The following is a 21,765-nucleotide window of genomic DNA, read 5'->3' as shown; positions in this document are numbered from 1 at the left end:
AAGGTAACCCCGTTTTCGCGATTGACGGGTAGTGGGGTCAATGTCGAACCCGACGGTGTGATGGAATTGCGGGCTCCACAAATTCATGGAATTACACAGATACCGGATATTGGGCCAGACTGTCATAGATACCGCTAATGTCCGAAACGAGAAGAGTCCACCTCTCTCTTTTCCTTGGTGATACTTCCGCCAAAGCGGTACACCAGTTTTACGGAAACCGTGCGGCTGTATTGTCCCATATTCAAGTCGATGTGTTGCCCGGCATAGCGGTTTTTCACCTTCATGCGCATGGTATCGAACAGGTCGGAGCAGTTCAGGCTCAGACTGGCTTTATCCTTCAGGAAGTTCCATTGGGCACCCACATTGACCATAAAGACCGGTTTCGTATCGCTGATACCGGAAATCATGCTTGAGCGGTACATCGCGTCCAAGTCGAAACCCAGTTGGGACCCTACCGAGAAATGGTTCTGCATGGACAGCATGCAGGCCCATTTGTTCCGGTCGAAGGGAATATCCCAGAAGTGGTCACAGCGGTTGCGGTCATTGACCACGGTGGCATTTACCTGCGAGGAGAGCCAGTTCCCGATGCTGAACGGAATGTTGGCACTCATGCCGAAGGACTGGTAGTAGTTCCAGTTTTGCGTGCGGTACACAAGAGCCAGACGGTCTTTCGCCTGATACATCTCCATCGTGAAATAATCGTCGATGCGCTCATAAAACAGCGACAGCATATACTTCTGCAGGAAGAGGTAGTTGGCATTCACGCTATACACATTGGCAGGCCGTAGCCCTTCGATAGTCTGAATCTCTTCGTAGGCATTCATGTAGGTGGTGCTGGTCTGCATGTCCCAATAAGTGGGGTACTCCTTTTCCGACGAAACGCCCAGCATGAAGGTGTGCTTTTCCGACGGCGAATAGCTGAGACTGGCCTGCGGATAGAGCGACCACTTGTGATAGTTCCCGATGGAGTAATATTCGCCGGTTGCCGAGAGCGAAAGGTACAAACCGTTTGCAAACTCCTTGTCGAAGCCGGCATACAAGTTGGCTATCTGCTCGTAAAGGCGCGAGGAGGAGTTGTCCACATTGTCCTTTCCTTCCGTCTGATTGAAGAGCTGACTGTTTCGGTTGTCGGTATAGTCATATCGGACACCGTACTTCAAGGTCCAGTCGTTGGCCAGGCTGTGGCTCTGGTCGGCATATACCGAGACCTTGCGTATCTTCTGGTCCGAAGTATAGTCAAGCAGTTGGCGCGTATGGCCTGTCAGTTCGCTCTCCAGGTGGTTGTAGTCGTTCATCGAATAGTCCGTATAGTCCACGCCGAGGTCCAGCCCGAAGCCCGAGGAGTAGCGGGCAAAGACATTGTGCAGCCAGCTGTCCTGCACCTTGTCGTTGTGGCTGTTCTGAAAATTCCCGTTTACATCGATGGTCCCCTTGCCGTTGCCCGACAGGGCACCGTTGTATCCCACACTCAGCGCATTATCCTCGTTTATCTGATAGCCATACTCGGCATAGATGTTATGCTTCCACCCCTTCGTGTTGATTTTCTGCCGCTGCGTGATGTCATATACTTGCCCGTCATACTGGTGCATGGAGGCCAGATCCATCACGGTCATGATGTGCGAATAGCCGGGGTTGTATGAGACATTCAGCGACGACTTGCCTTTTGTCAACAGAAAGTTTACATTGCCGCTGTAACTGCCGAAATACTGGTTGCTGTAAGTCGCCGAGAGTTCGCTTTGGAGCGTATTGTCGGCAGCCTTGGCCGTCACGATATTGATGGCGGCACCGCGCACATGATATTCGGGCGGCGTGTTATACATCACTTCGGCCGTCTGAACCTGCGAGGCAGAGGTATTCTTCAACATTTCAATCAGCTGTTCCTGGGTCAGGGTACTGGCCTTGCCGTTGAGGATTACCGTCACATCTTTTGCCCCGATCAGTGAGAGCTTGCCGCTCCGGTCCTGTACTCCCGGCAGCTTGCAGATAGCCTCGTAAGCATTGTTGACGATATGCTTTTTTGAGATGGCCGAAATATCATAACTCAGTTTACCCTGTTCCACGGTTACCAAAGGGCGTTCTCCCTCGACAACCACTTCGGCCAGGCTATGCTCTTTCGGCTCCAGTACGATGATGCCGGCGTCACGCGTCTGACCCTTTACCACCTGGGACTGATAAAACAGATGCTGGACGATGAGCAGATAGCGGTCTGCCATGGGTTCAAGGCTGAATGTACCGTCGGCTGCAGAGATGGCTGCGCCCAGGTAGGTCGAATCGGGCAGCTGCATGACGACGGTTGCACCCTCCACCGGCTGCCGGTCGGTATCTACTATTTTTCCTGTTGTTTGACTCCAGACAGGGATTGAACTGCAAATGAGAATAATCAGGCAGAATGCTGTCTTTATGAGATTCATAATGTCCTATTGTATCGTATGTAATCACATGTCACCAAGTGATTTATTTCGAGCCGTCGGGGTAGGGGCAGGCTTCGCCCGTAGCGATGTAGGTCGGGCGTTGGGCGTCGGTCGATTTCAGGTAGTCGGTCAGTTCCCGGGCCAGAGCTTCGGCAATCGCGGGTTGCTCGAGAGCCAGGTCGTGCTGCTCGCCTATATCTGCACGCACGTTGTAGAGGCGGCGTTGCTGCGTTTCCCAATGGTAGATGAGGTGATAGTCGCCTTTCAGAATCGACGAGTAGGCTCCGTAGCCCTCCTCGGTATTCTGGGTTTCGCCCCACAGGTTGGGGAAGTGCCACACGATGCTGCGCTCGTGACGGGTCGAAGGGTTGCGCAACACGTCGGCAAAGCTCACGCCGTCGGTCGTCTGTACGGTCGAGTACTCCTTCACACCGGCCATCTCGAGAATCGTGGGGAAGAAGTCCTCGATCATTACCCGTTGGTCGCACACGCTGCCGGCCTTGGTCACGCCGGGCCAGTAGACCATCATCGGCTCGCGCACGCCACCCATGAAGGCCGACCCCTTGCCGGCACGTGCCGGGTAGTTCTGGTCGCGGTTTTCACGGCCCTGGCGTACGTTGTTCAGCCCCTGTCCACCGTTGTCCGACATGAAGAGGACGATGGTATTGGCAGCCACCTCGGGCTGGCTTTCGAGAAAGTCGAGCAGGTCGCCCAGGCTCTTGTCCATGCCCTCGACCAGTGCGGCATACCGGGCTTCGTTTTCGTTGAGCGGCGCATCGAGTTGGATATCGTAGCGGTTGCGGTAGTAGTCGCTGAATCGGGCATCGTCGTCGTAGGGCGAGTGCACGGCATAGTGCGACATGTAGAGGTAGAAAGGTTGCTGCCGGCTTATCGGCTGTTTCAGGGCCTCGATGGCTTCGCGTGTGAGTGCTTCGGTGAGGAATATATTCTGCCCGTGGTATTTCTCCAGGCCCAACACTTCGAAGGGCGAGCCTTGGCCGAAGTTACGCGTGCCCAGATAGCTGCCCGGTGCCCCGTTGGCCCCGCCGCCGATGTTCACGTCGAAACCCATGGTCGAGGGGTCGGCCCCCGATGTACCCTTGGCGCCGAAGTGCGCCTTGCCGCAGTGTATCGTGTAGTAGCCGTTCTGGTGCAGAATCTGGGGGAACGAGGTGATACGGGTCGAGTTTTTCAGGTCGGCGGTCAGGGTCGTGTGTGCCGGTTGTATGCCGTTGTAGTTCCACTCGGGCAGTTGAATCACGTCGCTCGAGGCGTCGGTCTTCTGGTCGTAGTTCAGGGTCCAGTTGGTCACCCGGTGACGGGCCGCATTCATGCCCGACATCAGGCTGCACCGCGTGGGCGACGAGATGGCACAGGCGTAAGCCTCGGTAAACTTCACCCCCATGTGGGCCAACCGCTCCATGTTGGGGGTACGGTAGCGGTTGTTCAGGGGAGTTGACTCGGAGTAAAACGGAACCGATGTATCTTGCCAGCCCATATCGTCGACCAGAAACAGAACGATGTTGGGCTGTTGTTGTGCTTGTATGAGACCGGTGCCGGCAAGCGAAGCCAGCAGCAGGGTGCTTTTCAGGGAAAAATTCTTTTTCATGTTGTGCTTGGTATTATATGAGTTTTCTCGGGAAGACCGAAAATGATTACAATGATAACGAAAATCTCGATTATTCAGGACTCTCGCTCCATAAAACATGTTAATGCCCACTCCTCGAGCGGTGGACCGAAGGGGGAGCGGGCATTTGTATCGTGTCGTATCGGGCGGGTCAGGCTTGCCGCTTCGGGCGGTTGGCTGCGCGGGTCATGCTGAAGGCCCGTTTGTAAAATATGAATATGGGTATGGTGGCACCAACACCCAGCGAGAAGAGTACCGAGGCTGTGGTGATACCGTTCTTGAAAATCTCGAGCAGGTAGTGTATGGCCTCGTTGTCGTTCCCGCTGCTTTGCAGGAATCGAATGAGCGAGAATACCGTGCGGTAGGCATACATACCGGGAATCATCGGGAGCAGGGCCGGTATGTACAGTACCGTGGCCGGGCAGAAGATGCGGTATCCGGCAGCCAGGCTGAGCATACCTATCGAGAAGGCGGCGACAAACGAAGCCGAGGCCAGGTCGAGGCCTGCATATTTCAGCAGTACGAACCGGATGCTGTGACCTACGGCAGCCAGTAATGCGGCATACAGAATGGCCCGGCGGGGCGGGTTGGAGATAACGGCGAAGCCTATGGCTGCAATGGCAGCTCCGATGGCGTCGGCAATGACCGAGCCTAATATTTGCCAGTCGATCATAACAGTTTCCCTCCCATCATTAAAAGTGTAATACCCATACCGAAGGCAATGCAGACAATCAGCAGCAGGGCGTTGATGAGGCGGGCGGTACCGGCCAGCACATGACCTTCGATAATGTCGATAATCCCGTTAATCAAGGGCACGCCCGGTATGAGGTAGAGCACGCTGGCACCGATAGCGATGTCGGGGGTGGTACCCCAGTGCTGCCACATGGTAATCGAGGCGATGAGCGATGCGACAAATGCCGATATGGTGAATACGAAATAGTGGTTGAAGTGCAATATTTGTTTGATGCGGAATCCCACGAGCGTAGCCACAAATACGGCGGCTACCGCTATCCAGTCGCCGTTGAAGAGCCGGCAGAACGAGGCATTGGCAAAGCCCACCAGAATCCACACCGCCCACGGGTTCATGCGAGGTTTGCTTGTGATGGCGTGGAACTTCTCCCACAGCGTGTCGAGCGGGAGATGGTTGTCGTAGGCTTCCCAACTGAGAGCACTCAACTCGGAGTTGAACTCAAAATTGATAGCCCCCGATTTTGCGGTACTCACCGTGCTGTATACGTGGGCGTTGTCCTTGCTTCGCAAGGTCATGCTGATGGTTTTGTGAAAGAGGGTCATGTGGGCTTCGAACCCAAACGACTCGGCTATACGGGCCGTGTTGCGCACGATACGCGAGGTATGTACGCCCGATGCCATCAAACAAGTCGCATATTCCGTAAGAAATTGCGATACCGATTTCAGTTCTTCGTGTACGTTGTTCACCTTATTGTAGTATTGACCAATGTTTCAGCGTGCAAAGATAACAAAAGGCGAGAGCAGTGGCAAATGGAAAACGAAGTTTTCGACATTTGGCAGAGCCGGGCCGCCCATTCTCTTCTTTCAAGATAGAGATTGGAAAGAGAGAACCGATAGCCGGTGCATGTTGACCGCATCGACTATCGGCTCACAGGTCGGGAGTAGTCGTTCAGGCGAACGATTTATTCGCCCCAAACGCTCTTCGCAATATTTTTCATCGTTACGATTTTGCTCCACATCATCTGTTCCGAGACGATGCTGTTGCCCTCGTTGTCGCGGAAGTCGCCCTGGCTGCTCAGGTGGAGCGACTCGAGCGGGAGCAGACGAGCTGCATTCTCGATGTGCAGCGTGATGCTGCTGGTCGATATGGGTTGCAGGCTCGAGGTCGAAATCAATCCCAGAATCACCTCTTTGCCCTGGCAGTAGTTGAGCATGGAGAGGTCGATGTTCTCGTTTTCGCGGTCGCCAAAGTCGAGTGCAATGGCATCGGCCCGGGTCGAGAGCAGCAGCTCGGCCGTCTTCTCCTTGTCGCCCACGCGCCACCACTTCTCGTGGAACTGCAGCGAGATGCACATGTCGTCGGGTTTCTGAGCCAGACAAGCCTCGGTGAGTTTGGCCGAGGTAGCCACCAGCGAAAGCAGGTCGATGTGTGCGGCCTGGGCCACCTGCTCGAGGTCGCTGTTGCCGGCCAGGTTCCAGGCGTAGTCGCTCAGTTGCAGGAATCGGCACCCCATGTCGTAAAACTCGCTGATGACCGTCTGGTAAGTTTGGGCGATGTCGTGCACGAGCAAATCCATATCGGGGTAGTAGCGCCCGGTATTGTAGCGGTTCTCGGGGCGGAGCAGCTCGGCCAGCAGTGTAGCAGGCGAGGGGAGCAGCACCTTGGCATACATGTCGCCCCCGATGATACCCGTCAGGTAGGTGAAGCGCTGGGTCACCTTCGGCGTGGAGGGGTAGGCGTTGTCAAATCCGATTTTGCCCGAGATAACCGACTCCTTCACCTCTTCGGGTTGAGCCGGTTCCTGTTTCGTGATATTCTCCAAGTGGTGGAAAAAGTCGAGATAGTTGGTCGACTTGTAGTCGCCGTCGGTTACACACTTCAGCCCTATCTCTTTGCACTTCTCGACAATGCGATAAATCTCTTTATCTTCGATTTCGTGCAGCTTGGCCGAACTCCACACCCCGTCGTGATACAGTTTGCGGGCTTCGACGAGGGGCTCGGAGTATACGAAGCTCCCCGTTATATCTACACTAAAAGGAATTTTTCTTGCCATAATCTTTTCTTTTTTAGTTAAATACTGAATGGCGGAATAGAGTCGCCCACGCGACGCCTACTCCTATTGCTCAAGCAAAAAATCTCTTTTTTCCGAAAAATTTTCTTTCGACCGGCGGCTCGGTCCACGGAGCCGGCAACAGTTGTTTCTACGCAATCGGCAGGTCTTCTGACTTGTCTCCCTCTCAGACGCCTTCCCAATCGAGTCTGGATTAGTGGCATTGCAGTATTTGTCTGAAAACTCATACGAAACTCACAGCAGCGGGCCTGTTCGGGATTTGCACCCGATTCCCTTTTCATTGCCTCGGCCGATTCGGACGGGGCAAACCGATTACGGGGGACAAAGTTATATCCTTTGTCCTAATTTCACAATGTTTTTCTAAAAAAATCTTACACAAAAGAGACTGTGTCTTTTGTATTCCGCTGAAGATTAGCTATTTATTTATATCTGAAAATCTCGGAAACGATTCGGGGAATATCGGTGTTGTCGATGGTTCCGCCAAACTTTTCGGCACCCGCTCCTATGGCATAGAGGGGCACATAGCCGGCCGTGTGCGAGCCGCAGGTCCAGGCGATGCGGGCTATCTCGTTGATGATTTGTTTGGCCGTTTCGGTCATCGGTTCGTTGGCCTCGTAGAGCGACTGTACCAATGTGTCCGAGGGGTTGAGCAAGGTCTCCTCGTATACCCGTTTGAGGCGGGCCTCCTGTTCGGCCGTAAGGGTGAGGTGCGACCAGAAGCCGAAGGCCTGCGACAGAGCCGTTTTCACCCTCTCCCACGAAACCGGTTCTCCAGCCCGTCGCCAGTCGGCAATCTGCCGGGTGAAGGTCGAGCCGCTCATCGTCTGGTACTGGAGCGCCTGCAGGTTGAGGGCATATTCGCCCGTGCCCAGTACCACACCGCCCGTTTCGTGGTCGGCCGTAACGACGATAAGGGTCTCGTCGGGGTGAGCCCGGTAAAAGTCACAGGCAATCTGTACCGACTCCTCCAGGTCCTTCACCTCGCGCAGGTCGGTCGCTCCGTCGCGCGTGTGTCCCGCCCAATCTATCTGGGCGCCCTCGATCATCAGGAAGAAGCCCCGCTCGTTGCGCGACAGGAAATCCACGGCGCAGCGGGTGAGGTCGGCCAGCCGCATGTCGCCGGGCTGGCGGTCTATGGCATAGGTGATGCTTCGCTCGGGAAACAGCACCATCTTCCCGGCCTTCTGGGCCTTGCGTTGGTAATCGTCTACACTGGTAGCCAGCACATATCCCCGCTTGGGCAGCAGGTCGTAGAGCGACTCCCTGCCGGGGAGCGACGGTTGCTTGAATCGGTTGCCGGCGTAGAAGTCGAACCCCGTCGCCAGCAGGTCGAGCCCCACCTCGTAGCGGTTGTTGCGGTTCACCTGGTGGGCATAGAAGGCCCCCGGCGTGGCATCGTCGATTTCGCTGCTGGTCACGATACCCACAGCTGCCCCCTGCTGTTGAGCCTTCACCGCTATGCTGTATACCGGTACACTGTCGGCATCGACCCCCACCATCTTGTTCCGGGTCTTCACTCCGCAAGCCAGAGCCGTGCCCGCCGCAGCCGAGTCGGTAATGTCGCTGCTGGCCGAGCCGGTATTCACGAAAGCCGAGTGGGGAAATTGCGAGAAGAGCAGCCGTTCCGGTCCTTGCCGGCCGGCCAGCTCGCCATAAAAGAGTTCGGTAGCATTCACCTCGTTCACACCCATGCCGTCGCCGATGATGTAAAACACATACTTGGGCCCGGCAGCCTGTGCCGCCCAGACGGTGGCCATCGCCAGCCCCAAGAGCAGGGGAAACCATCTTCTTGTCATACCTGTCGCGTTTATGGATGGAGGTTGCAGATACCCCCGCCCGTTTCACTCCAGCAAAAGTAGCGAAAGCCCCCGTCTCCCGCTTGGCCGATTCTGTGAAATCTCTGTGACAATGGTGTTTCAAATTCTTGTACCTGCCGTGGCATTCAAGTGTCGTTGGTAGCTCGTGTCATTCCGCACTCGATGTGGAATCCAGTTTGTCGTGAATTACCCTTTGTTCCTGGTTCAGTGGACCCCGCATCGGGGTGCGGGGTGACTCGTTTGTCATACCGTGCTGCGACGCGGTTATCCAGAAGTCATCGGAGGCGGGGAGGGGGGGACGAGCCGTCTGCCGAATACAGAAAGAGCCATGCCGGCACCGGCATGGCTCTTTTATTAAGGAATAGAATTTACAATCGCTTAATCCTCGATGGCAGCTTGGGCGGCAGCTACGCGGGCGATGGGCACGCGGTAGGGGCTGCACGATACGTAGTTCATGCCCAGTTTGGCGCAGAACTTAACCGACGAGGGTTCGCCACCGTGCTCACCGCAGATACCTACCTTGAGGGTCGGTTTGGTCGAACGGCCTTTCTCTACACCCATGCGAACGAGTTGGCCCACGCCTTTCTGGTCGAGCACTTCGAACGGGTCGGTTTTGAGGATACCTTTCTCTTTGTAGATCTTGAGGAACTTGCCGGCATCGTCGCGCGAGTAACCGAAGGTCATCTGCGTGAGGTCGTTCGTACCGAACGAGAAGAAGTCGGCTACCTCGGCAATCTGGTCGGCCGTAACGGCGGCACGGGGTACCTCGATCATCGTACCTACCTTGTAGGCTACCGTATCGCCGCGCTCTTCGAATACCTGAGCGGCTACGCGGTTGATGACATCGGCCTGCATTCTCAACTCCTCAACCACACCTACGAGGGGTACCATGATTTCGGGGTGAACGTCGATACCGCGGGCTTTCACGTTGAGGGCGGCCTCGATGATGGCGCGGGCCTGCATCTCGGTAATTTCGGGATAGGTGCAACCCAGACGGCAGCCACGGTGTCCCAGCATGGGGTTGAACTCGGCCAGCGAGTCGCAGGCGAGTTTTACCTCTTCGATGCTCATGCCCATCTCTTCGGCCAGTTCTTTCTGCGTAGCGAGTTGATGGGGTACGAACTCGTGCAAGGGGGGATCGAGCAGACGGATCGTTACGCCCAGACCGTCCATGGCTTCGAAGATGCCTTCGAAGTCGCCGCGTTGCATGGGCAACAGTTTGTCGAGGGCGTGACGACGGCCTTCTTCATCTTTCGAAAGAATCATTTCGCGCATGGCTTTGATGCGGTCGCCTTCGAAGAACATGTGCTCGGTACGGCACAGACCGATACCGCGGGCACCGAACTTGCGGGCTACGGCTGCATCGCGCGGCGTATCGGCGTTGGTGCGAACGTCTACTTTGGTATATTTGTCGGCCAGGTTCATGATGGCAGCAAAGTCGCCGCTCATGTCGGCATCGACGGTGGGAACTTGTCCGTCGTATACTTCGCCGGTCGAACCGTTCAACGAAATCCAGTCGCCCTCTTTGTATACCTTGCCGGCCATCTCTACAGTGCGGGCCTTGTAGTCGACCTTGATTTCGCCGGCACCCGATACGCAGCATTTACCCATACCGCGGGCCACAACGGCAGCGTGCGAGGTCATACCACCGCGGGCGGTGAGGATACCTTGAGCCACGTTCATACCGCGCAGGTCTTCGGGCGAGGTTTCGATACGGACCATAATCACTTTTTTACGTTTCTCGGCCCAGGCTTCGGCGTCGTCGGCAAAGAATACGATTTGGCCGGTAGCGGCACCCGGCGATGCGGGCAGACCTTTAGCCACGACTTTCACGCGTTTTACGGCGTCTTTGTCGAATACAGGGTGCAGCAGCTCGTCGAGCTTCTGAGCTTCCATACGTTTCAGAGCGGTCTTCTCGTCGATGATGCCGGCACGCAGCATGTCCATGGCGATTTTTACCATGGCGGCACCGGTGCGTTTGCCGTTACGGGTTTGGAGCAACCACAGTTTGCCATCCTGGATGGTAAACTCGAGGTCTTGCATATCCTTGAAGTAGTCTTCGAGTTTCTGTTGGGTCTCGATGAGGTCTTTGGCGCACTCGGGCATCGACTCCTCGAGCGAGGGGTATTTGCTGGCACGCTCCTCTTCGCTGATGCCTTGCAGGGCAGCCCAGCGGCGAGAGCCTTCGAGGGTGATTTGCTGGGGTGTGCGTACACCGGCAACCACATCCTCGCCTTGTGCGTTGATGAGGTATTCGCCGTTGAAGATGTCTTCGCCGGTAGCGGCGTCGCGGGTGAAGGCTACACCGGTAGCCGACGTGTTGCCCATGTTGCCGAATACCATGGCCTGTACGTTCACGGCCGTACCCCACTCTTCGGGGATCTGGTTCATGCGGCGGTAGAGGATGGCGCGTTCGTTCATCCAGCTATCGAATACGGCGCAGATGGCACCCCACAGTTGCTCCCAGGGCGAGGTGGGGAAGTCTTTGCCGGTGTTTTCCTTGACAGCGGCTTTGAAGAGGCGAACCAGCTCTTTGAGGTCTTCGACCTGCAGCTCGGTGTCGCTCTTGATGCCTTTGGCCTCTTTCACCTTGTCCATCACCTCTTCGAAGGGGTCGATGTCTTCTTTGGTCTTGGGTTTCATGCCCAATACCACGTCGCCATACATCTGTACGAAACGACGGTACGAGTCCCAAGCGAAACGGGGATTGCCCGATTTCTTGGCGATGGCTTCTACGGCCTCGTCGTTCATACCCAGGTTGAGCACGGTATCCATCATACCCGGCATGGAGACGCGGGCACCCGAACGAACCGATACCAACAGCGGGTTGGTGGCGTCGCCGAACTTCGTGCCGGTGAGGCTTTCGATGTGGGCGATGGCTTGCTCTACGTCGTTTTGGATCTCCTTAACGACGGCTTCACGCCCTTGTTGAGTATATGTTGTACAAACCTCGGTGGTGATGGTGAATCCCGGGGGTACAGGAACACCGATGAGATTCATCTCTGCCAAGTTGGCGCCTTTGCCTCCCAGCAGGTTTTTCATGTCGGCACGGCCTTCTGCTTTACCGTTGCCAAAAGTATAAACTCTTTTCATAGATAAATAAGTATATGATATTTATATAATTGTTTTCGTGTCCGGCTTCATGACCCGATTGGTAAACCGGCATAAAACATTATGCAAAAATATAGGATTCGCGCAAACAACAAAAATATTTTGCTACAAATTTTAACGCTATGTATTTTTTATTTGTATTACGGTCTCGGGCAGAAGGTCCGAGGGGTGGAATCGATGCGGTATATCCTGTTTTTTAACAGTCTGGCTCATTCGGATAGCGTGGAGCTTCTAAGGTTCCACGCCCGACCGGGGTTTGCGGCAGGCTATCCAGTGGCCATAGGTGAGCATGCGCCAGATCCACTCGAGCGGCCCGAACCGGAAGGTGTTCAGCCACATGCGGCTGAAGGCCTGCTGCACGACAAACACGACCAGTACAATCAGCTCGGTCGTGGCCAGACTGATGGTGGAGCCCAGTCCCAGCCCGATGCCGTAGAAGATGAACATGCCCGCCAGCGACTGCCCTATGTAGTTGCTCAAGGCCATGCGTCCCGGTGCGGCCAGCCAGGTGAATGCCTTCAGACGGGGGCGTGCGAGATAGAGCAGACCAAACCCCGAGGCGTAGGCAAATGCCATGGGATAGACGCTCACGAAGTAGAGCAGGCTGTGGATGGAGAGCCCCCAGGGATGGGCGTTCATCGAACTCCAGGCGTAGAGCAGCGAGAGGGGGAGTCCGACCATCAGACCACCGGCAAAGAGCCGTTTCAGCCATGGCTTATTCTCTTCCAGTCGGGCATAGAGTCGTTGCCGCCCGATGTAGTAGCCTATGAGAAAGAGCCCCAGTACCTTGAAGTAGCGGTTGCCGTCGATAAACTCCTGCATCCGCACCAGGGCTCCCTGAATCAGGAATTGAAACACCTCGTTGTAGCCGGTGGCATCGTGCAGCCAATAGGCAAAGTTGGCATCGGTGATGCCGAACCGGGCACAATATATCTGCTGCAGCTCTACCACCCGGGCCGAGGGGTTGGTGTGGGTAAGTTCGCACACGGTATCGATGCACACGGGGATGAAGAGCAGTGCCAGAGCCGCGGCCAGCAGCCGGCGGTCGGAGAGGTGGCGAAACAGCGGGAGCAGCATGCCCAGCAGCGCATAGAGCAGTAGGATGTCGCCGCTCCAGAGAAATATCAGGTGCAGCCCGCCGATGAGAGCCAGCAGGACCATACGCCGGTAAAACACGCGCAGGGCATTCCCGCCCTTGCGGGTCACGTTGCTCAGGATGATGGAAAAGCCGATGCCGAACAGCAGGGAGAAGAGGGTGTAGAATTTGCCGTCGACCAGGAGATAGAGCAGGTAGCGAAGGCCGCGGTCGCCACCCGAGGCGGGCAACTGGGCCGCATCGTCGGCCGGGAGGAAGGTGTAGAGCGAAAACTCGGGAAAGTTGGCCAGTGCGATGCCCAGGATGGCGAAGCCGCGCAGGGCGTCGAGTATCACATACCGTTCGGACGAACGTATGGGGGAGAGGTTATTGTTTGTCATGTCGTTTCGGAGATTGTGGAGTTCGCATTTCGACCAGTATCACGCTGGCGAGGATAATGGCCAGTCCGGCCAGTTGCAGCAGGCTCACCTCTTCGTGGCCGATATATACCCCGATGATTACCGCTACCACCGGATTGACATAGGCGTGGGTGGCCACCTCGGTGGCGGGCCGCACCTTCAGCAGCCACACATAGGCGGTATAGGCCAGCAGCGAGCCGAAGAGTATGAGGTAGAGCAACGACAGCCACGAGCCGGTCGAGACCGCTGCCCAGTCGACCCGCGTCGTGTCGCCAGCAGCCCAGGCACAGAGCCAGAACAGGATGCTGGCAAAAATCATCTGCCACGCCGCCCCCGCAAAGGCGTTTACCGCCTCGGCTTCAGCCGACCGGTATTTGGCATAGAGCGTGCCGAGTGCCCACGATATGCAGCCGGCCACCAGAATCAGGATGCCGTACTCGTGGTGCATGGAGGTGTGGGAGTCGGCAGCCAGCTGTTCCAGGTAGAGCAGCCCCACGCCGGCAAATCCGGCCAGCAGGCTTGCAATCGTGCGTAGGCTGCGAAAGTTTCTTTTCCACATGGGCACGTCGAGCAGCATGATCCAGATGGCTGTCGACGAGGCGACAATCGCCACGAGGCTGCTGCTCACGTAGCGTTGGGCCAGCATGATGACGGCCATGTCGACAAACAGCAGCACGATACCGCTCACGGCCGACCGCCTGATGAGCTGCGGGCGCATCACCCGCTCGCCCCGCCAGCCACAGAGCGCCAGCAGCAGGAGCCCCGCTGCTGAGAAGCGCAGGGCCCCCAGCAGAAAGGTGGGGATGTCGTGCAGAGCCACACCGATGAAGTAGTAGGTCGAGCCCCACACTACATAGATGAGGAAGTAGGCCAGCACAACGGCCGCTCCGTGTCGTGTATGTGTCGTGCGCCCCATGCGGTTAACGGTTTGCAGACAACGATTCGACAAACGAGCGGAAGCGCATCAGGGCTTCGTGCAGTACCGAGCGGGGGCAGGCGATATTCCAGCGCACGAACCCTTCGCCCTCGGCGCCATACATCGTGCCGCTGTTGAGCCACAGTCCGGCTTGCTCCAGCAGGCGGGCCTGCAGCGTGTCCGAGTCGAGGCGCAGGGCCCGGCAGTCGGTCCACACCAGATAGGTGCCCTCGAGTTTCGTGACGGGAATCTGGGGCAGGAAGGTGCGGAAAAACCGGCACATGAAGTTGTAGTTGCCCTTCAGGTAGTCGAGCAACTGGGTCAGCCACTCTTCGCCCTCGTTGTAGGCGGCTATGGTGGCCTCGATGCCGAAGGGGTTGACGTCGCACACCTCGTTGATGTTGATGGCCCGGTCGATGGCCTGGCGCACCGCTTCGTCGCACGAGACGATGTTGGCAATCTGCAGGCCGGCCAGGTTGAAGGCTTTGCTGGGCGACAGGCAGGTGATGGAGTTTTGCAGGAGGCTCTCGTCGATGGATGCGAAGGGGGTATAGGTGTGACCCGGGTATACCAGTTCGCAGTGAATTTCGTCGGCGACTACCTTCACGCCGTTGTGCCGGCATATCTCGCCGATGCGGCGCAACTCATCGCGGCTCCACACCCGGCCAGCCGGGTTGTGTGGATTGCAGAGGAGCATGAGCTTGACGCTCGGGTCGGCCGTTTTGCGCTCCAGGTCGTTGAAGTCGATGCGGTAGGTATTCGCCTCGTACAGGAGCGGGTTGGTCACCACGCGGCAACCGTTGTTGCGAATCGAAGAGAAGAAGCAGTTGTATACCGGGGTCTGCACCACCACGCCGTCGCCCGGACGGGTCAGTGCCTTGATGATGACCGAGAGGGCCGGGACTACCCCCGAGGTGTAGACAATCCACTCGCGCTCGATGTGCCAGCCGTGGCGACGGGCGAACCACCCGGTCACTGCCGCATAGTATTCGTCGGGCACACGCACATACCCGAATATGCCGTGTTGCACGCGTCGGGCCAGGGCATCGACAACGGGCTGTGCCGTGCGGAAGTCCATGTCGGCCACCCAGAGGGGGAGCACCCGGTCGTCGTCCGTGCTGTCCCACTTGTACGACCGGGTATTCCGCCGAGGTATTATTTCATCGAAATCGTAGTACATAGGCTTACAGGTTGGAATCGGCTGTCGTCTCCCGGGCCGTGAGTTTGCAGTCGCCGGGAGCCTTGATGTTCTCGTCCAGGATAATCTCGTCGAAGCGGTCGGCCGTGATGCTGCCCGTGCGGGGGTTCTTCACGCTGCGGATGGCTCCGTTCAGGGTCGCCTGCACGCTGCTGTATTCGAAGGCCAGGTCGCAGTCGGGGGCCATGGTGCAGTTTTCCATCACCAGGTCGTGGGCATAGCACAGCGGTTGGGTACCCGATATTTTGCAGTTGACCAGACGCAGGTGGTGGGAGTGCCAGCCCAGATACTCGCCGTTTATCTCCGAGTCGTAGACGGTCACGTTTTCGGTATTCCAGAAGGCATCCTTCGAGTTGATGACCGCGTTGCGGATAACCACATTCCTGCAGTATTGGAACGAGTAGTTACCGTTCTGCACGTAGTCTTCGATTTCGATATTCCCGCTGTGCATGAACAGGTAGTCGGCATGGTCTACCCGTACGTTTTTCAGGTGCACGTTGTTGCAGTGCCACAGCGTCTCCTGCGCATCGGGTATCTCCACGTTCTCGAGCTTGATGCCCTCCATCTCGCGAAACATCTTGGGGGCTTCGACCCGGGTGTCGGTCATCTCCAGATTGCGCGAGTACCACAGGGCGGCGCGGGCCCCCTCGGTGAACAGACAGTTCTTTATGGTAAATCCGTCGACATGCCAGAACGGATACTTGCCTTCGAAGCGGCAGTTTTCGGCCACGATGTGGCTGCACTCTTTCAGAGCCGATTCACCGGCGTGGATGGTGACATGGTCGAGTTGTAAATCGTGCGAAGCGAACAACGGGCGCTCGCCACCGAATTCGGTATTTTGGATGCGTTTCATAGGTTATATGTTTTTAGAGTTGTTTAGTCGCTAAGATTACGGGTTCTCCAACTGTGGGGATGTTGAATCCCGATATTCATCTCGGTAATTTGTCTCTCCTGTTTTTACGATGAATCAGTTGTTGAGGTTCAAAGGTCCTGAGCCCGGGCAGAGCCTGAAATCTTCGGGTGTCTGCCCTTTGAGTTTCTTGAACAGGGTACAGAAGGCCTGCCCCGTGGGGAAGCCAAGTTCTCGAGCTATGTCGGTTACACTTCGGGTATCCTGTTTCAATAGCTGTTCGGCCCGGGCAATCTGTTTCAGCCTGATGTAGTCGGCGGTACATTTGCCGGTTTCGTGGCACAACATGTCGTTGAGGTAGTCGGGCGAGCAACCGAGTTGGCTGGCCAGCGTGGCCGTGGTGGGCAACGGATGGCAGCGGGCCCGGCCCGACCTGAAAAAGTCGTCGACATACCGGTCGGTCCATTCGACCAGCCGCAGGTTGGCATCGTGCCGCAAGATAAACTGGCGGTGGTAGAAGCGGGTAATGTAGTCGAGCAGTAACTTGATTCTTTCGGCCAGAATCGTGTAGCTGTATTCGTCGATGCCCCAGTTCAATTCTTCCTCGATTTCGTCTATCTCCCGCTCCAGGAGGAGTCGCTCCCGTCGAGAGAGGTGCAGGCACTCATCGGTATTGTAGTTGAAAAAGGTATAATGACCATCACCTTTCGCCCGCAGCGGGTCTAAGACCGATGCGTGAAAGCAGAGCAGTCGTCCTTCGGCCTTACCGGCATCGCACTGCCACAGCTCCCGAGCCATGGGGCGTCCCGGCTGCAGGGCAAAGAGTATCCCGTCGCTGAAATCGCACGCCCGCCATCCGAGAGTCGACGGACAACAGCCGCACCACGCTTTCAGCCATATGGTATAGAACCCGAATTGAAACAGGTCGGGCCGGTCGGTTGTCTCGGACAACCGAATGACACTCACCAGCGGGTTGGACGTTTGGGTCGACAACAGCTGGTTGCATCGGGCAATCGTTTTTACAGTTAGTGGTTTCATCTTCACAACAGCCTTGCAGCCTCATGGTCTCCCTGAGTGCCCGGTGACTTCCGGGGCCGACAGGAATCACGATACAAAAGTAGAGCTTGCAAAGAGGGTGTGCGGTATACAAATCCTCGCATTATGTACCCCGATTACGGATTTGCTGCGATGAGGTCGATACAGGTCTGTTATGATAATCGTGAGGCCAAGAACTCGCCAATGGTCTGCCCGGTCATCTGTTTGAAAAATCGCATCAGGTGGTTCGGTTCCGAGAAGTGCAGCCTGAAGGCAATCTCTTTCACCGAGCGGCCCGAGAAGAGCAATTCGTTCTTCACCTCTTGCAGCAGACGCTGTTTCAGCAGGTGGACGGCCGACAGCCCGAACTCGCGTTTGACCGCCTTGTTGAGCGATATGCGGCTGATGTTCATCGCATCGGCGTAGTCGCTCACGTGAGTCATCTCGGCGATGTGTTTTTCGAGCAGCTCTTTGTACTGGTAGGCATAGTTGTTGAGCGGTGCATCGAACGGCAGGCCGAATAACCCGGCATACAGCCGGTTGAGGAGCAACAGAAACTGATAGAGGTAGGCCACGATCATGTGGTAGCTGTCGGCAACGGGTTCGTGCAGCTCGTGCTTCATCTTCGAGAGCAGGTCGAGGTAGGGAGCCATGGCCGTCACCTCCAGGTCGAAGTGGGTAGGGTAGTCGTGCTGGTAGCAGTACAGCAAGCGGTACATGAAGTATTTGTCGGAGAGGAAGTTGTTGATAAACTCCTCTTGAAATATCAGGAAGGTATAGTCCAGCTTGTCGAGGTCGACATGCCACTCTTGCCACTGAAAAGGCGAGATAATCAGCACCATGCCGGGGTGCAGTTCTATCTTTTCGCCCGTCAGGAACAGGTAGCCCTCGGCCTGCCGGAAGAAATAGAACTCGAAGAAATCGGTCTTGTATCGTTTGTCGGCATCGAACCAGCCCCGTTTCTCGCTACTCTCGGCCGTGTTGAGCAGGAAGTCCACGCCACACGAACTCTTGGAGTATTTCAGCAAAGAGATCTGTTTCTCCGTTTGGTCGGTATATATGCCGAATTTCTCGTTGTGATTCATAGCCGATTCGTTTATTCGGTTACAAAAGTAGCGAAAGGTGAGCGCAGAGGCAAAGGAAAACGCAGTTTTCAACTTTGACTTGGCCGTGACGTCTTCTTCCGGTAAAAAAAAGCGGGACTGTACCCACCCCTCGTGTATCGAGTTCGGGTACAGTCCCTGTATTCAAAAGAAACGATGGGTCGTTATCGCCAGGACTCCTCGTAGATGGCTACGATGTCGGCATCGCTCATGGCAATGCGGTCGCTGGTAAACATGATGCCCATGACCTCGCGGGCGTTGAGCATGAACTTCTCGGCCTCGTCGCGCGTGATGCCGTAGTCCGACATCTTCAGGTCGGCCACGCCGCAAGCCTCTTGCAGGCGGGTGAGAGCCGTCAGGAAGTCTTCGGGCTTGTCGGCCTCGGGCATGCCCAGGGCGCGGGCCATGCGGATGAAGCGCTCGTCGCAAGCGTGGTTGCGCACGAAGTAGGCATAGTAGGCCCGGCTGATCATGATGAGGCCGGCACCGTGCGGCAGGTTGGGGTGGTAGGCCGAGAGGGCGTGCTCCATGCCGTGCTCGCTGGTGAGGAGGGTCAGACACATCACTACCCCCGACAGCGTGTTGGCGAAGGCCACGTGGGTACGGGCCTCGAGGTCGTTGCCGTCTTTCACGGCGCGGGGCAGGTATTGGGCCAGATTCTCGATGGCGGTCAAGGCATACATGTCGCTCATCAGGTTGGCCCCTTTGGCTATGTAGCCTTCGACACTGTGGAAGAGGGCATCGAATCCCTGGAAGGCAGTGAATCCGGCCGGCACGCTCAGCATCAGTTCCGGGTCAACGATAGCCAGGTGGGGATACAGAGAGGGGTCGCCGATGAAGGCCTTTTCGAACGTATCCTCTTTGGTGATGACTCCGGCGTTGTCGGTCTCCGACCCGGTACCGGCCGTCGTGGTGATGGCGACGATGGGCAGCGGGGTGTGGGCGATGGGATGTCCTTTGCCCGAGCCTACGGCTACGTAGTCCCACAGCACGCCGTCGTTGGTAGCCATCACGGCGATGGCTTTGGCGCAATCCATCACGCTGCCGCCGCCCAGAGCTACCAGAAAGTCGCACCCGTTGTCGCGGGCAGCCTGTGCTCCGGCATCGACGTTGGCCACTGTGGGGTTGGGGGCTACGCCGTCGAAGAGGGCGGTTTCGATACCGGCCCGTTTCAGCTGCTCTTCGGTGCGGGCCAGGTATCCGTTGGCCCGGGTCGATTTACCGTTCGAGATGATGATCAGTGCCTTTTTACCGGGCATGGGTTGGTCGCCCAGTTTATTCAGTGCTCCTGCCCCGAACATGACGCGGGTAGGAACAAACATGTTGTATTTCAGTCTGGTTTCCATTGTAGGGTTAGGTTTATTGGTTCAGTTTGTTATATTCGTCGTCGGTGACGGGCTCGAGCCATTCGTTCGAGGCCGACTCGCCCGGGATTTCAAAAGCCAGGTGGGCAAACCAGCTGTCGGCGGCTGCTCCGTGCCAGTGTTTGACGTTGGCCGGGATGTGGATAACCGTGCCGGGCCGAATCTCTACGGCCGGTTTACCTTCCTCTTGATACCAACCGCGGCCGGCTACGCCGATAAGCATCTGACCGCCGCCGCTGGTGGCCCGGTGGATGTGCCAGTTGTTGCGGCAGCCGGGCTCGAAGGTGACGTTCGACACAATCACCTGTTCGCGCGAGATGGGGGCGAGGTAGCTGTTCCCGACGAAATATCGGGCATAGGCCGTGTTGGGCTCGCCGATGGGGAAAATCATCTCTTTCTGGAATGCGGCTTTGGCATCCTCGCCGGTCGTGTCGTCGGCCCATACCTCTTTGGCCAGACGGAAAGCGGCCCAGGCTTTGGGCCATCCGGCATAGAAGCTGATGTGGGTGATGATTTCGGCTATCTCGGTGCGGGTGATTCCGTTCTTTCGGGCCGTTTGCAGGTGGTACGTGAGCGAGCTGTCGGTAATACCCTGGCTGATGAGCGAGGTGATGGTAACCAGGCTGCGGTCGCGCAGTCCCAGACGGTCGGTGCGGCTCCAGACCTCGCCGAAGAGTACGTCGTCGTTAAGTTCCGCGAATTTGGGGGCAAACTCCCCGAGCTGGTCGCGGCCAGCCGTTTGTTTTGTGTTTTCTTGTGCCATAATTGTTATACCATTATTAAATACCCATAGTGCGACAAGCGCAAAGATTACTCTTTTTTTCATACCTTATCTGTTTTTATGGTTTCGATTTTTTTCCGGTACAAAATTAGCAGGGGTGTACCTGAATTTCTGTATACGATTTACGGATGTTTCTACCCGAACCGTGGATTTTGGCGGTTGGCTTTACTTGACGTGAGATGCTATATTTGTAATAGAAAGAGAGTTAGGAGCTTCTCGGACAAAATCTTGTATACCGATTACGGATAGTTGTACCCGAATCATGGATACGACGGCCGAGTCGAGGATATATCGAATTATAATAGTATATTTGCCGTAACGATTAAATTTTGTGTTATGGAAGAGTGGATCAAATTGGATAGTGTAGATCAGTATAACAAGATTTTTGGCTTGGAAACCTTGCACCCGATGGTGGCGGTAATCGACTTGTCGCAAGCTACTCAATGGCCCGAACACCTTAAAATCAGTTATGGCGTATATGCGCTGTTCTTGAAAGAGACGAAATGTGGCGATATTACCTACGGCCGTCAGCCCTACGATTATGGCGAGGGTACAATTGTCTGCTTTGCTCCCGGTCAGGTGGCCGAGGTAGATATGGCGAAGGATGCTCGTCCCAAGGCTCACGGGTTGCTCTTCCATCCCGATTTCATTCGGGGCACCATGCTGGGGCAGGAGATTAAGAAGTATTCGTTCTTCTCGTACGAGACGCGCGAGGCGCTGCACCTCTCCGAGAGCGAGCGCGATACCATCATGGATTGCCTGCAGAAGATCGATGCCGAGTTGCGGCACAATATCGACAAACACAGCCGTCGGCTCATTACGGCCAACATAGGGCTGTTGCTCGATTACTGCATGCGTTTCTATGAGCGGCAGTTTACTACCCGCGAACTCCCCAACAAAGATATTATCGTGCGTTTCGAGCGCTTGCTCGACGAGTATTTCGACAGCAAGGCTCCGCAGGAGATAGGGCTGCCTACCGTGAAGTATTTTGCCGAACAGGTATATCTGTCGCCCAACTACTTCGGCGATATGATTCGGAAACAGACGGGAATGACCGTATCGGAACACATCCAGAAGAAACTGATTGCCCGTGCCAAGGAGCTGCTGCTCTCAACCTCGAAGTCGATGAGCGAGATTGCATACAGCCTGGGGTTCCAGTATCCCCAGCACATGAGCCGCATGTTCAAGCGGGTGGTGGGTTGCACCCCCAACGAGTTCCGTCTGCGCGAGTAACCCCCGTGCATGGTCAGCTGAAAAGGGTGCGTTTTCCTTTGCCTCTGCGCTCACCTTTCGCTA

At 56.3% G+C, this 21,765-nt stretch carries 16 protein-coding genes and 1 riboswitch; of the genes, 1 reads left to right on the top strand and 15 read right to left on the bottom strand.

What is annotated here, in order from left to right; all coding sequences use genetic code 11:
- Window positions 1-134 precede the first annotated feature (134 nt).
- From B5F38_RS01755 to B5F38_RS01685, 15 genes are all read right to left on the bottom strand, one after another.
- Window positions 135-2,411: an outer membrane beta-barrel family protein gene (locus B5F38_RS01755; RefSeq protein ID WP_087407592.1), complete on the bottom strand. Its 2,277-nt coding sequence runs from the start codon at window positions 2,409-2,411 to the stop codon at window positions 135-137.
- A 43-nt stretch (window positions 2,412-2,454) separates the two neighbouring features.
- Window positions 2,455-4,020 (bottom strand): sulfatase, encoded by a 1,566-nt coding sequence (locus B5F38_RS01750; protein ID WP_087407591.1) that lies wholly within the window; start codon window positions 4,018-4,020, stop codon window positions 2,455-2,457.
- A 169-nt stretch (window positions 4,021-4,189) separates the two neighbouring features.
- Window positions 4,190-4,711: a threonine/serine exporter family protein gene (locus B5F38_RS01745; RefSeq protein ID WP_087407590.1), complete on the bottom strand. Its 522-nt coding sequence runs from the start codon at window positions 4,709-4,711 to the stop codon at window positions 4,190-4,192.
- On the bottom strand, window positions 4,708-5,475 hold the full coding sequence (locus B5F38_RS01740; protein WP_087407589.1) for a threonine/serine exporter family protein: 768 nt from the start codon (window positions 5,473-5,475) through the stop codon (window positions 4,708-4,710). The genes B5F38_RS01745 and B5F38_RS01740 overlap by 4 nt, the downstream gene beginning before the upstream one ends.
- A gap of 215 nt (window positions 5,476-5,690) precedes the next feature.
- Window positions 5,691-6,782: a hypothetical protein gene (locus B5F38_RS01735; protein ID WP_087407588.1), complete on the bottom strand. Its 1,092-nt coding sequence runs from the start codon at window positions 6,780-6,782 to the stop codon at window positions 5,691-5,693.
- A gap of 140 nt (window positions 6,783-6,922) precedes the next feature.
- Window positions 6,923-7,128: riboswitch (cobalamin riboswitch) on the bottom strand.
- Between the two features lie 91 nt (window positions 7,129-7,219).
- Entirely contained in the window at window positions 7,220-8,596 is a 1,377-nt protein-coding gene (locus B5F38_RS01730) for an alkaline phosphatase (protein WP_087407587.1), read from the bottom strand.
- A 399-nt stretch (window positions 8,597-8,995) separates the two neighbouring features.
- Window positions 8,996-11,710 (bottom strand): pyruvate, phosphate dikinase, encoded by a 2,715-nt coding sequence (gene ppdK / locus B5F38_RS01725; RefSeq protein ID WP_087407586.1) that lies wholly within the window; start codon window positions 11,708-11,710, stop codon window positions 8,996-8,998.
- A 249-nt stretch (window positions 11,711-11,959) separates the two neighbouring features.
- Complete coding sequence (locus B5F38_RS01720; RefSeq protein ID WP_087407585.1) at window positions 11,960-13,204, bottom strand: DUF418 domain-containing protein; 1,245 nt, start codon at window positions 13,202-13,204, stop codon at window positions 11,960-11,962.
- The gene (locus B5F38_RS01715) at window positions 13,191-14,138 is read right to left on the bottom strand and encodes an EamA family transporter (RefSeq protein WP_087407584.1); all 948 of its coding nucleotides are present in this window, start codon (window positions 14,136-14,138) and stop codon (window positions 13,191-13,193) included. The genes B5F38_RS01720 and B5F38_RS01715 overlap by 14 nt, the downstream gene beginning before the upstream one ends.
- Before the next feature lie 4 nt (window positions 14,139-14,142).
- Window positions 14,143-15,318, bottom strand: a complete 1,176-nt coding sequence (locus B5F38_RS01710; protein WP_087407583.1) for a MalY/PatB family protein — start codon at window positions 15,316-15,318, stop codon at window positions 14,143-14,145.
- A gap of 4 nt (window positions 15,319-15,322) precedes the next feature.
- Window positions 15,323-16,189: a DUF3737 family protein gene (locus tag B5F38_RS01705; protein WP_087407582.1), complete on the bottom strand. Its 867-nt coding sequence runs from the start codon at window positions 16,187-16,189 to the stop codon at window positions 15,323-15,325.
- Window positions 16,190-16,303: 114 nt separating this feature from the next.
- Complete coding sequence (locus B5F38_RS01700; RefSeq protein ID WP_087407581.1) at window positions 16,304-17,224, bottom strand: helix-turn-helix transcriptional regulator; 921 nt, start codon at window positions 17,222-17,224, stop codon at window positions 16,304-16,306.
- A 170-nt stretch (window positions 17,225-17,394) separates the two neighbouring features.
- The gene (locus B5F38_RS01695) at window positions 17,395-18,306 is read right to left on the bottom strand and encodes a helix-turn-helix transcriptional regulator (protein WP_087407580.1); all 912 of its coding nucleotides are present in this window, start codon (window positions 18,304-18,306) and stop codon (window positions 17,395-17,397) included.
- A 182-nt stretch (window positions 18,307-18,488) separates the two neighbouring features.
- Complete coding sequence (locus tag B5F38_RS01690) at window positions 18,489-19,670, bottom strand: iron-containing alcohol dehydrogenase (RefSeq protein WP_087407579.1); 1,182 nt, start codon at window positions 19,668-19,670, stop codon at window positions 18,489-18,491.
- A gap of 13 nt (window positions 19,671-19,683) precedes the next feature.
- A complete protein-coding gene (locus tag B5F38_RS01685; RefSeq protein ID WP_087407578.1) occupies window positions 19,684-20,514 on the bottom strand; it encodes a carboxymuconolactone decarboxylase family protein in 831 nt (276 codons plus the stop codon).
- A 291-nt stretch (window positions 20,515-20,805) separates the two neighbouring features.
- On the opposite strand from B5F38_RS01685, the gene B5F38_RS01680 reads away from it, so the two are divergent.
- Entirely contained in the window at window positions 20,806-21,702 is an 897-nt protein-coding gene (locus B5F38_RS01680; protein WP_087407577.1) for an AraC family transcriptional regulator, read from the top strand.
- The last annotated feature ends 63 nt before the right edge of the window (window positions 21,703-21,765 follow it).

The organism is Barnesiella sp. An22, assembly GCF_002159975.1.
GTDB lineage: Bacteria > Bacteroidota > Bacteroidia > Bacteroidales > Barnesiellaceae > Barnesiella > Barnesiella merdigallinarum.
This window is presented reverse-complemented; position numbering and strand designations above follow the sequence as displayed.